Raw genomic sequence first — 12,249 nt, forward strand, 5'->3', positions numbered from 1 at the left:
AGCCCTATGAATCAAGGAAACGCCCTATCGTCAGCCCTTCACCAACCCGAAGATCACTTCCAAAACCCCGGAACTTATAACCTTATTCAAATAGCGCCAGCCCGCTTCTTCCGAACCCGGAGCGTGGCGATGGATCGTAACGCCACCGAGAAGATCCGCCGTCACTTCCCAAGGCTGGGAGTAATAATCGGCGGGCATGTTCATAATAGACGGGATCGCGATCGCGAAAACGTACTTCAAAAATCCGATCAATTGATACTGCTCGTAATGCCCGTGCTCGTGCTTTAAGAGTTCTTCGAGGAGGAAAAGGTCTTTGATATTTTTGTCGTGCGCGTGCAAACCGAGCAACCGCCCGAAAGAACCGGAGCGCCCGTTCGACCAGTCGCCGAAGAACAAGACTTGCCCTTTGTAACCCGCGAAATAGTAAGCCGCGCTGACGCGAGCGGGATCTTCGTTATCGAGATCGAAAAGCAACGCGTCCGAGACCAATTTGCAGAGGAAGATCGCGAATTTTTCCTTGACCCCGAGTTCTTCGAGATCCGCCGCCCCGTCCGTTTCGGCGCAAACCGCCGACTCTGCCGCGCTCTCCTTTTCTTCCGCGCTCGCATAGACGGCGAACGCGCTCATGCTCGGAGCGAGCAAAACGAGCGCCGAAACGAGGATCAGGATCGTCCGCCCGATCCCCCGCCAAAAAGATCTCCTATTTGAAAAACTCATACCCTTCTCCTTCCTTTCGATTCCTTTCACTTATAACCGCTTCGAAGACACGATCAGTTCTTTTTTCTCGACGCGTTCGTTCAGCGCGGCTTTGGGGATCGGCTTCCCGAAAAGGTACCCTTGCAGGCGATTACAGCCGACCTTATTCAAAAATTCCGCTTGCGCCTTCGTCTCCACGCCTTCCGTCAAAGTCAGCATATGGATGCGGTTCGCCATCTTGATGATGCAATCGATGAGCATCCGCGCCTTCTCGCTGTTTTCGAGGTTGGAGAGGAAACGCATATCGATCTTGATGACGTCGAATTGATAATCTTTCAGAACGTTCAGCGAGGAATAGCCGCTCCCGAAATCGTCCAGCCACAGCGCGTAGCCCAATTCTTTGATCCGATTCATCGCTTCGTTCAGCTTCGTAAAGTTATCCGTCAGCGCGCTTTCCGTGACTTCGACGTGGATCAAGTCTTTCGAGACGCCCTTCCTTTTTGGTGAAGACGACGAAATGGTCGTCGGCTTGCCTCGCGCACAAAGCGCCTCGGAAGGTTTCGGAAAAGTCTTTCCCGATCGAGACCAAGAACGCGTCGCCCGCCTCGAACCCCCGTTGATCGTTAAACTCTTTGAAGTTATAGACGTTCAAAAAGAGCATGACGTTTTCTTCGAAATTCCCGTCGAGCCCTTCGATGCCCTCTTTCGCAAGTTCGGTGAAGTAAGCGTAATTATACAGCCCGGTCAACCCGTCTTCCTTCGCATTCTTTTCGAGTGCTTTGGATTTCCGCGCTTCGTTTAACCGCCCGTGATAGATCGCGAAACAAATCGTCGTCAGAGAAATAAAGAACGTAAGATAGTTCACGGCGTTACCGGAAATGATCTTCCGAACCGCGCCGCCGATGAGGATCTCTTGGTGCTTAAAGGTCAACCCGCCTTGGAAGGTAAGCAGGATGAAATAAAAGCCCAAAAATCCCGCGCCGAGGATCAGGACGGTGATATACGGGCGATAGATTAACAGACAGCCGACGTAAATGACCATCGTCAAAAAGCAAATAATCTCTTTTCCGCCCCAAAAATCGCTGTATGAGACGTAGACGCCGAACGCAAGACAGATTAAGGTAAAGCAAATGATCGCGGCGTGTTCCAAAGCGACGATATTTTGATTCTTAACGAATTTGAAAACCGCGTAAGTGACGATCGCCGCGCCGATCGCAAACAAAAGAACGTAGATCGTGATCAGCATCGCGTTCATAATATTCGCCATAACGGGCGTAACGGTCGCGCTCGTCTTGGTAAAGGTTTCGAGCTTCAAAACCGCGGTGTACAGCATACACGCCGAACCGACCGAAACGAGGGCGATAAACCGCCCTTTCGAAAGCTTTTTGTCCCTTTGGTAAAACATACAAAAGAGCATCAGCGCAAGTCCGATCAATAAAAACAGCCAGTATTTGGACGTGTACTTGACGAGCAATTCGGAAAAGCTTCCGCCGGCTTGAACCTTGGGCGCGATCTTGGAATACGCCTGACGGATCAGCATCCAAAGTTCGAGCATAACGACGATAAAGCCCATATACCGACTGCTGCGGATATTGGCGTCGTGTAAATAATCGTTTTCGTATTTACTCAGTTTTTCAAAACCGAAGAGATGCGAAAAGAAACCGAACGCTTTTTTCATAGTAATCATTTTATCATAAGATCCTATAAAAAGGAATACCCTTCGGTTTTTTTGTTGCGTATGCGGAAAACCTTCGAAGCGAAAATGACAAATACGGCGATCAAAAACGTAAAGCGAGAAAAAAAAATCGAACCGAATAACGCTCAATGCACCTTCTTGCAATGCGGGCAGAGGTAGGCGGAAGGGGTCAGGCGGTTGATGTTGCGGAAGTTCAGGCGCGCTTCGGGTTCGACGATCTCTTTGGGGTTCTTCGGGCGGATGAAGCGGTCGATATAAGTATGATAATACGGCAGTTGCTTTTCGGGGCAGACGAGCTTTTCGACGACCTGATTACAAGCGCCGCAGACGTAACGTTCCTTTTCCCCGTCCTTTTTCATCGCACCCAAGCAAAACGGACAGACCTCGAACGAAGTCGAGGACATAACCATTCCTTTCAAAAGGATCTGCCACAGGCGGCGGAAGGAATCGAGCTCTGTGATCCCGACGAGCCGCGCGCCGTCGGACGGAACGGGCGACAGGAATACGACCTCGTCTGCGCCGAAATCGGCGCTCGCCTTGGGGTTCTTATCGTATTTGCAAACGGGCAAAAGAAAGATCGTGTACGTCCGATGATTGACGAACGTCAGAAGAAAACCGCGGTTTTCCCACGCGCCGACCTTTCGGACGTTCAACCGATAGTTTTTCGCGGCGACGGAGAGATCCAACGCGTCGAACCGAAGCGTCTGCCTCTCTTCCTCCGCAAAGCCGAAATGTTGAAGGGAAAAGAGCAACAGGATCTCGCAAAACCAAAAGTAATTCGCGTTGTCAAAAGGGAGTTGCTTTGCGATCGCGTCGTTTTTGCACGCATCGAAGAAGCGATAAAGGTTATAGATCTTCCGATAGTCTTTATCCATCGAAAGGATATTCGTCTTATAGAGTTTTGCGACGCGCTTGTCGCGGTTCGCGCGATAGACCTTTTTATACAGCCGCCCCGCGATCTTATGATAAAACGCAACGAGTTTGTCTTTGAGCTCGCCCGCCTCGTCCGTGTATCGCCCGAAATTGCGGATATAGCCCGTGTGCAATTTTCCCAAAACGATATAGTATTCGAGATGATTCGTTCGATCCAAAATGTTGACGTTATGGAGTTTTTGGGAAAACATCATATCGTCGAGAAGCCTCACTTTGGCGCGAAGATAGCCGAGGACGAGATCGACGGTGTTCGCGAACACCACGTTTTCATAGATCGAATAATTGTCCTTATAGGTGCGCGACAAAAGTTTGCGCGGTTTGATCCCCTCTTCGTTTACGTCCGCCCATAACTCGATATGGGACGCGACGTGATCGAGGGATTTATTGTTTATATAACGAATGGATTCGACGGGAAGGATCTCTTCTTCTTCGATCAAGTGGATAATGGGTTTGGAGAAAATGCGAGCGACGGAAGGAAGCGCCGCCCCGATCTTTTCCGCGGCGAGTTTGATCTCGGCGAAGTCGGGTTGCTCGTAGACGGCGTACAGGTTCAAATTACGGGTGCAATAATAGTCGAGCTCGGAAAAAAACATTCCGTCGTATTTCCAAACGAACGACCCGAAGGAATCGTACCACGCGTTCAGCGCGTCTGCCTCTCGCATTTAGATATCCTCGTTGAGCTTGCGAATGAATTCGGCGCACTTTTTGAGCCCGATCTCCTCAAACTCCGCCGCGAGTTCTTCTTTATTCTCGACCGTCTTGAATTCGAGTTTGGCGACAACCTTGCTGAGATAGATCTTCTCCGCCGCTTCCGCCACGACGTCTTTCCCCTCGAAACACGCCGAATAGATCTTAACGAAGTTCTCGATCTGACGCTCGATACGATTTCCGAAAGAAAGGTTATACGCCGAGAGAATCTCCTCCGCTTTCGCGATGGGTTTATAACTCGAAAGATCGAACTGCTTGCGCTCGGTCGCCTCTTTCAACAGCCGAGAGAATGCGCCCGCGTCGAGGAAACGCGGCGCCATCGGTTCGCCGAACGACGTGATCTTCTTCGCGCGGCGGGTAAAATTCATCGTGTTCGCGCGATCGTAAACCTTATCCGAGATCTCGAAGGTGGATTCGTCGCGGTTCGCGGTCCCGACGAACCAAACGTTTTTGGGAATGGGCAAAGTCATATCGTCTTTCAACATCTTATAGGAGACGCGCTCGCCCGACTCGCGATTCGCGATCCGGATATTGACGAGCTTGATCTCTCTTTTATCCTCTTCATTCTCCATCAGGGACAGAAAATCGGAGAAGTAGTACTCGATACGCGAGAGGTTCATTTCGTCCAAAACGATGAAAGTAACGACTTCGGGATTCAACTTCGCCTTATAAAGATCCTGCGTAAACTTCTTGGGCGTGTAGGTCTTGGAAAACTCGTTGTAATAGCCGAGAAGTTCGTTTTTATCTTTCCAACTCGATTCGACTTCAATGATGTCGCAGGTCCCGAAGATCGCTTCGGCAAAGATCTTCGGAAGACTCGTCTTACCCGTTCCGCTCATACCCTGCAAGATCGAAAGGCGACTGATCCCGAGCCCCGCGACAAAAGTCGCGATATCTTCGGGAGAGTAAGAAAGGCGCAGGCGGGAGTTTTTCGCGTAATCCACGACGAACTTTACGAGCGCGGGAAGCGTAATCGACGGGAACGCCGCCGCCTTACGCTTTTCGAGAAGCGCGTCGAATTCCGTCTTTTTGGAATCGAGGAAGGTAAAGGGCGGGCATTGGTCGATCGCCGTCTGTTTTACGGCTTGCGTTTCCACGCGCAAAGGAGATTCGGCTGTCCCGACGGACGCGCCGGTTCCCGCAGGCGCGGGCGCGACCGCGCCGCTTCTCCTCTCCGTCTTTTCCCCTTCGGAAACGGGAGAGTCTTTCCCCGAAACGGACGGCGCTCCGCCTTCGAGCGCGAGTTTTCTCACTTTTTCCTCTTCGATCGTCAATTTCGAATAAGGTTTCAATATGAAAAGAGCGGCGATCAAAAGGATCGCGCCAATGAAGAAAAAGATCGTGTCGGTGCGAAAATCCCAGCCTTCGTCCAGCGTAACGCCGTAATACGCAAACAGGGTCGACAGCCGTTCGATGTTGGATTTTTGGACGACCTCGTACGATACGCCGAGAGCGGTCAACGCGCCGACGCTCGCGAAGTCGAGGACGATGGATCCCAAAAAGACGGATTTGAAGGTCTTGGAATCGCGGAAGAACGCCAAAACGGAAAAAAGCGCGCCGAGCGAAACGAAGACGAGGATCCCGAGAAGGAAATACGCGATCAACTGGAAACTCTCTCCGTAATCTTTGTAATGATTCAGGATCTCGTAGCCGTTTAAAGTAAGCACTTGCGAGGAATCGCTTTTCATGGTCGCGACGAGAATATTGGAAAGCGCCGTAACGATCGCGAGGAGGGTCGAGATCAAAACGAAGATCAGCATAACGACGCGAATCTTCGTTCCCCTTTGGGTAGAACCGCGCAAGACTTCGCGATACTTGCCGTTCAGGATCGCCTCCGGCAGCATAAGCGCGGCGGAAAGCGCGAACGGAAGATAGGAAAGCGTGTAGACGGGATCGGAACCCGCGCTCTTTTTATAAAACAGGGAAACATAGACCCCGAGCAAGAAAAACGCGAACGTTATCGAAGCGCAAAGATAGAGGACGCTCCCCGTGTTTTTATTGAACTCGTCGTTCTTTTGAAACAGATAGCGAAAATGCGAGATCGCGTACAGAACGGTCAGCAACAACGGGATCAGATACGACAAAAAGATGATCGAACCGAGGGGTTTGAAAGAATCCCGCGCGAAAACGTTATACAAAAACTTAAAGCGATACGCGGCGCCCGTATCGTCGACGGAATAACACACGGGGACGACGAAGATCAACGCTTCGAACAAGAGCGCCAACGCGATGAAAATGATACTGCGTTTTTTTCCGGCAAGCGACGCGCGTCCGAACTCGACCCGCTCGGCGGATTCTGCGGTTTTCGGAATCGTTTTATTCTTCTCGGTCATAAACACTCCCCTAATGCTCGAATTAAGAAAAGTATATATCAAAAATTCAAAATTTGCAAGACCTTCCGTCGAGGTTGGCGGCTCGAAAAGGTCCCGCGATCTATTTGCGCCGAAAAAAGAAACACGCTATAATGAGATTATGAAAGCTTCGAAATATACGTTGATCGCGCAAGCGATCGGAATGTACGTTATGCACTCGCCGCTGTACGCGCTCCTGATCTTTTTGAGATTCGACATAAGCAACGGCGTGCAAAAAGGATTGCTCATCGCCGCTTTGGTCCTGACGATCCTTCTTTTCCCGCTTTGCGTCGCGAATATCGTCTTGGCGGGATTCTCCGTTTTGTACGGCGATTTCGATCCGCGCAAGACGACGATGGGCGTTAAGCTCGCGCTGATCCCTTGGTACGTCTTGAACTTCGTGATCGGTTTGGCGTTCGTCGGCATCCTCGCGAACCCGTTTTTGATGGTCGCAATCCCCGTCGCGCTCGCCGTCTTGATCGGGACGACCTACTTTTATATGATCGCGACCTCGTTTCCGAACGTCGCGTTTATCATAAAAGGCTTCGTTAAACAAAAAAAGCCCGCCACGGCGGCGACGATCGTTTCTTTGGTCTTTTCTTTTATTTTCGGATTGGATATTATCGGAAGCGTGATCGCCTATCGCGCGAAAAAGCGCGAAGTCGCGGAATCTTCCTACACGATCGAATAACGATTTACAAATTTATTATCAACCGAATAACCCGCCCGATACTTCAAGGATCTGCCCCGTGATATACGAGGCTTCTTCGCTTGCGAGGAAGCGAACGGCGGCGGCGACGTCCGCAGGTTCTCCGATGCGGGCGATCGCGAGTTTATCCACGAAATCCCTTTTTTCTTCTTCGGTAAGGCGGGAATTCATCTTCGTGTCGATGAGCCCCGGAGCGACGGCGTTTACGGTGATCCCGAGCGAACCGACTTCGGCGGCGAAAGACTTGGTAAAGCTTTCCACCGCGGCTTTGGACGCGGCGTAAGCCGCTTCACACGGCGCGGAGCGTGAGCCCCAGATCGAAGACACGTTTACGATCCTGCCGCCCCCTCTCATCAAATTCGCCGCCCATTTCGAGGTCAAAAAGACCGAGCGAACGTTTACGCGAAAGACCTCGTCCCATTCCTCTTCGGACAGATCCAAGACGAGCCCCGCGCGGCTGATCCCCGCCGCGTTCACGAGGACGTCGGGCGCGCCGAATTCTTTTTCAAGCTCCGAAAGCGCCGTTTCCGCGCCGCTTTTCGCGAAGTCGATCTTTTTGAGGACGATCATTTCGCCGTATTGCGCAAGCTCGGAAGCGAGGGCTTTTGCGGCTTCCTCGTTTTTATTCCAGACGAGAGCCACTCCGAACCCTCTTTTCGCAAAATCGCGGGCGATCGCGCTTCCGATCTCGCCCGACGCTCCCGTCACGACCGCTTTCATTCTCTTTCCTCCCAATTCGCGAACAACGCGATCGAACTGCCGTTTACTTTGAACAGTTCTTTTTGATGCGCTTCGACGAAACTCGGCGTCAACGCGCGAACGTATTCGCCGTCCGCCGCGCCTCCGACCGAGAATCCGAGAAAACGCGCGTCGGAGCGCGAAAGGTCTTGAAGAGGGAGTTCCTCTCCGAAGACGTAGAAGGCGGGATTCGGATTTTCCGCGTCTTCCAATCCGATATACAGGACCTCGTAGCGGACGGGCTCGAAGACGGCGCGCAGAACGATCGAGCCTTCCGTCCCCTTTTCAATTCGGGTGACGGTGCTTTCCGGGTCGTCAAAATAACTCCATTTTACGAACTTCCAACCGAACGGCGCGATCGCTTTCGCGAAGTTAAACTCGCTCGTCTTATCATAGGAAGAGGGATTCTCCGAGGCGTTTCTTCCCATTTGCAAAAGATATCGGATCGAATATTTCTTCGGGATCTCCACCGCGTACAGCGTAAAAGATTCGGTAACGGGCGACGAGAAATCGTAGGCATAGGGATCGAGCCCGTCCCGCGCCCAGACGACTTCGTAGCCGGCTTTCGCGTCGTAAGAAGCGGAAGGCTTTTGAAGAAGGTCGCCCCTCTTTACCTTCACGGGATCGGGCGCGAACGCCGAAGACGAAAGGTACGCCGTGCTGAAAGAAACGGTGTAAACCTCGTTTTTGAGATCGCCTTTTTTATCTTTGCAGGAAAAAAAGCAAATCGCGGCGGAAAAGAGAAAAAGGATCGCCGCGAAAAGCGCGAGAGATTTTTTCATAAGCGGGTCTTATATTTCCCGCCGATCTTCGCGAGAATGACCTTGCCCATCAGCCAAGAATCTTGGATCGGACCGTAATCTTCGCTGTCGTAGCTGTTGTTTCGGTTATCGCCGAGGACGAAAAGCTCGCCTTTGCCGACCGTCCAAGAGCCTTCTTTGACGCCGCCCGCCGCGACGAACAGCGTCGGATTCATCGGAAAATCGTTTACGATCCTGCCGTTTCGCAAAAGCTGCGCTTGGGAAACGGAAACGTAACGGATCTCGATCTTATCCCCTTCGACGCCGATCACGCGCTTGATGACGCAGGTATAATCGTTTGAGGATTCCTCGCTGACCTTCGGGATCTTATTGACGAAGGGGAGCGAATTGAAGAAATCCGCGATCGAAATGGAATTCGCCGGATTTTTGCTCGTTACTTCCGTCGAGTTCGGGCGATAAAAGACGATGACGTCGCCCCTGTCGATCTTGTAAAACTTCTTTTGGACGTAGACCTTATCGCCCTCCGAGTTAATGGTCGGCATCATGGATTCGCCGATAACGGCGACGGGCGCGAGGAAAAACTGCTGGATCAGACCGACGAGAATAACGGCGATCAGCAAACACAGCATAACCTCGACGATCACTTTCAGAAGTTTCGTATTCTCTCGTCTTTCTTCCATACCTTACATCCAAAGAAAATTATTATAGTATTTATCGTCCGTATCGGGCAAAATGATACCGAGAAGCCTTTCCCAATCCTTCATCGGGATCAATTCTTCGGTCTTAAAATCATCCGTTTCGAAGGAGAGTCGCGTCCACTCTTCCCCTTCCGCGTGCGCGACGGCGGTATAGGTCACGACCTTGCCGTCCTCATCCTTCATCAGGCAGACTCGGATCTCGGAATCCTCCTTGGAATAGACGCTGATATGAAGCGACGAAGCGGGTTCGTAGCGACCTTGCTCCGAAAGAATATTCGTCCGAAGCGCGCCTTTTCCCCAAAACCCCGGGACGCCGTCCGGCGCTTCTTTGATCGCGAAATCGCTTTCTCTCGCAAGGAAGGTCTCGCGGGAATTATCCGCATACATTCCGTGATCGGAGACGGTGTCGAGCAAGAATTGGCTCACGCGATACGGGATCATCGACGTTACGAGCGTGCCGATCCCTTTCGAAGCGAAGTTCGAGCCGCCGGGCGCCGCGATCGAAGCGTAAGCGAAGACCTCGCGATCCCCTTCCCAAACGGAAGCTTCGACGGAGAAAGAACCGTCCTCGTGGCGTTTCATCGGAAATTCGTGCCAATGGCGATAGGTCGGAGCCGCGTCGTTATAGCAAAGGAAGACGGAAGCGGATTGCGCCTTTCCGATCGGGCAAGACAAAACGAAACGGATCTTGCCGTCGCTCATCGAAGAAGAGAGCTTGATCTCGGGCGCGTTTTCGCCTTTGAGGGTCTTGTCCAGCCAACGATAGGTGGAAAACAGATCGGATTCGGAGATCTGATCGTTCAGTCTCGGAGTAATGGTCATCGCGAACGGGATGCCGTCCTTCATTTGATTCGCGACTTCGCTGATCTTTTCGACGTCGCCGCCGTGCGCGTTCGCGCAAGTCGCGATCAAGCAGGGGCAGGTGATGCGACGCGCCGCGCTCTTCGCGCTGAGCGACATCGTGTAACTGTCCGCATTGGAGCTGTCGCCGTCCGCGGAAACGGGAGGATCGGAATAATCGCCGAGAAGCGCGAGCAAAGCCGAAATGCGGGAATCCGCCGCGGCGACCTGCCAAGCGACGTCCGCCGCCGTCCGCGCGCCCATAACGGACACTTTCAGTTTCGGATAATAGTATTCGAGAAGCGTGATCGCGCGGCGAACGATCTTCGCCCAAAGAAAGACGGGGGAATTCAATGCGGACGGAGTCGCCGAAAAGCGATCGGGAACGCCCGCCGCATACGATGCGTAAGAGAAAGCGGAAGTATACTTCGTCGCGTTTCCGTTTTCGTCCGGAATGCCGCTGACGTCCACCGTCATGACGACGAAGCCGCGCTTCAAAAGTTCGTCGAAACTATCCGCAAGCGCGAGCTGATCCCGCTCGGTAAGGACGCATAAAAGAGCTTTCTTCGGTTGCGCGACGGAAGATTTGATCTCCGCGAACGCGCGCACCTGCTCTTCGCCGTCCTTAACGGCGGTAAAGTACGTTCCTTTCAAATTCGCCTCGCCGTCTTGAGAGGAATAAGCGACCGACAAGTCGAGCGGCTCGCTGATCGGATCGAAATCCTGCCAAAGCTGAGCCGGCGTTAAAAATTTAATAGCCACTACGCTACCTCTTTCTTTTTCTTTTTAGTATTGTACCGCAATTTCTTCTTTCTGTCAATTCCTTTGCCTTCTTAAAAGGGGAGCCGCGGCGCGTTCCTTTGCGCGCGAAGCGGGGGCAAGGGCGCGCTTGCTTTTCCTTTTTCGGCGCGTTTTCGCCCTCTCGCGTAGGATTTCTTTCCTACGCGCCTCGGCGAGACGTTTCTTCTTTTCCCTTTCTATTTCTTTTTTCTCGCGGATCTCGCGTTTTCGCGCGTCTCGTTTCGCTATTCTTTCGTCGCGCTTGACCCTCAGCCTTTCACAGATCGGGGAAAACGCGTCCGCGACCTTCTTTTCCATCTTCTTTTCCAAAGAAAGGACGGGGAAAAGGATGCGCTTCCCGAGCCGCCGCAAAGCAGGATACCATCGCGCGCATAACCCTGCGGAAACGGCGACTCCCGCGACGAAGGCGGCGAAAGAGTACGCGCGAAATTCCCCGCTTGCGGCGAGAAACAGCCCGAAAAAGTACGCCGCCGCAGTCGAGAACGCGATCAAAACGTCCGCGACGCATCTCGCGAAGAAGGAAGCGCGCCCGAAGACGTTCAGGATCGAAGCAAGGATCCCGGACGCCGCGCCCCAAAGAAACAAAAGGCAGGCGACGGTCAACTCCGTTACGATCATTTGAACAGCTTTTTCAAAAATCCTTTCGCGCTCGGCGCGGAGGAATATTTCAGCGCCGTCACATCCCCTTTCAAAACGAGGATCCCCTCTTCGATCGAGAGCTTTTCCGCGAAAAACCCGTTGCCCGTCAAGACGAGCGTCTTCTCTCCGACGGAAAGGCAGACTTCTTTTTCTCCCACGGCTACGACCTGCGTCACCCCCGTTACGGTCGCGCCGTCTTTGATCGTCACGGCGTGCGGCTTTTTGATCGATCCGACGTTCTCCATATTCGCTCCTTTCGCGCGAACCCGCGCGCTGTTTTATCGAGACAGTATATGCTCTTCTCGAAGCCGATAGACCGCGCGCCGAAAAAGCGCATAAAAAAAGAGCGGCGCTTGCCGCTCTTTTCCGAGTTTGGTTCGATTATTTATTCATAACGCCGACAAAGGTCTTGCTGGCTTTGAACGTCGGGACGCATCTTCCGGAAATTTTGATGCGCTCGCCGGTCTTGGGATGCAAACCTTCTTTCGCCGCGCGCTGTTTCGCCTTGAAGCAACCGAATCCCGCAAAGGTCACGGAATCCCCCGCTTTAAGCGCTTGGGCAATGGTTTCGATAAACGCTTCGGAAACACGGCGACAATCGGCTTCGGTAATATTCGTCTTATCCGAAATAATCTTAATAACGTCGCTCTTATTCATAGTACAACCTCCAACTTAGGAA

The 12,249-nt window shown here is 52.4% G+C and carries 13 protein-coding genes; 1 reads left to right on the plus strand and 12 read right to left on the minus strand.

Annotation, left to right across the window (positions count from 1 at the left end; genetic code table 11):
- Positions 1–30 precede the first annotated feature (30 nt).
- From K5753_04715 to K5753_04735, 5 genes are all read right to left on the minus strand, one after another.
- Positions 31–717: a hypothetical protein gene (locus tag K5753_04715; GenBank protein MCR4726503.1), complete on the minus strand. Its 687-nt coding sequence runs from the start codon at positions 715–717 to the stop codon at positions 31–33.
- Positions 718–747: 30 nt separating this feature from the next.
- The gene (locus K5753_04720; GenBank protein ID MCR4726504.1) at positions 748–1,215 is read right to left on the minus strand and encodes an EAL domain-containing protein; all 468 of its coding nucleotides are present in this window, start codon (positions 1,213–1,215) and stop codon (positions 748–750) included.
- The gene (locus tag K5753_04725; GenBank protein MCR4726505.1) at positions 1,133–2,374 is read right to left on the minus strand and encodes a diguanylate cyclase; all 1,242 of its coding nucleotides are present in this window, start codon (positions 2,372–2,374) and stop codon (positions 1,133–1,135) included. Before K5753_04725 ends, K5753_04720 begins: the two co-directional genes overlap by 83 nt.
- A 143-nt stretch (positions 2,375–2,517) precedes the next feature.
- Positions 2,518–3,987 (minus strand): hypothetical protein, encoded by a 1,470-nt coding sequence (locus K5753_04730; protein MCR4726506.1) that lies wholly within the window; start codon positions 3,985–3,987, stop codon positions 2,518–2,520.
- Positions 3,988–6,366, minus strand: a complete 2,379-nt coding sequence (locus K5753_04735) for a hypothetical protein (GenBank protein ID MCR4726507.1) — start codon at positions 6,364–6,366, stop codon at positions 3,988–3,990.
- A gap of 139 nt (positions 6,367–6,505) precedes the next feature.
- Between K5753_04735 and K5753_04740 the strand changes: the two genes are divergently transcribed.
- Complete coding sequence (locus tag K5753_04740) at positions 6,506–7,075, plus strand: hypothetical protein (GenBank protein MCR4726508.1); 570 nt, start codon at positions 6,506–6,508, stop codon at positions 7,073–7,075.
- Positions 7,076–7,093: 18 nt separating this feature from the next.
- Here K5753_04740 and K5753_04745 read toward each other — a convergent pair whose 3' ends face one another.
- The 7 genes from K5753_04745 to K5753_04775 form a co-directional block, all read right to left on the minus strand.
- Complete coding sequence (locus tag K5753_04745) at positions 7,094–7,813, minus strand: SDR family oxidoreductase (GenBank protein MCR4726509.1); 720 nt, start codon at positions 7,811–7,813, stop codon at positions 7,094–7,096.
- Positions 7,810–8,613, minus strand: a complete 804-nt coding sequence (locus K5753_04750) for a hypothetical protein (GenBank protein ID MCR4726510.1) — start codon at positions 8,611–8,613, stop codon at positions 7,810–7,812. Before K5753_04750 ends, K5753_04745 begins: the two co-directional genes overlap by 4 nt.
- Positions 8,610–9,272, minus strand: coding sequence for a signal peptidase I (lepB, locus tag K5753_04755; GenBank protein ID MCR4726511.1), 663 nt, complete (start codon positions 9,270–9,272; stop codon positions 8,610–8,612). The genes K5753_04750 and lepB overlap by 4 nt, the downstream gene beginning before the upstream one ends.
- A 3-nt stretch (positions 9,273–9,275) precedes the next feature.
- Positions 9,276–10,892 carry a hypothetical protein gene (locus K5753_04760; protein MCR4726512.1) on the minus strand — a complete coding sequence of 539 codons (1,617 nt, stop codon included), beginning with the start codon at positions 10,890–10,892 and terminating at the stop codon, positions 9,276–9,278.
- Between the two features lie 54 nt (positions 10,893–10,946).
- Positions 10,947–11,549 (minus strand): spore cortex biosynthesis protein YabQ, encoded by a 603-nt coding sequence (locus K5753_04765; protein MCR4726513.1) that lies wholly within the window; start codon positions 11,547–11,549, stop codon positions 10,947–10,949.
- Positions 11,546–11,815: a hypothetical protein gene (locus K5753_04770; GenBank protein ID MCR4726514.1), complete on the minus strand. Its 270-nt coding sequence runs from the start codon at positions 11,813–11,815 to the stop codon at positions 11,546–11,548. The genes K5753_04765 and K5753_04770 overlap by 4 nt, the downstream gene beginning before the upstream one ends.
- Before the next feature lie 136 nt (positions 11,816–11,951).
- Positions 11,952–12,227, minus strand: a complete 276-nt coding sequence (locus K5753_04775) for an HU family DNA-binding protein (protein MCR4726515.1) — start codon at positions 12,225–12,227, stop codon at positions 11,952–11,954.
- Between the last annotated feature and the right edge of the window lie 22 nt (positions 12,228–12,249).

The organism is Clostridia bacterium (genome assembly GCA_024685775.1).
Classification (GTDB): Bacteria; Bacillota; Clostridia; order Christensenellales; family CAG-1252; genus CAG-1252.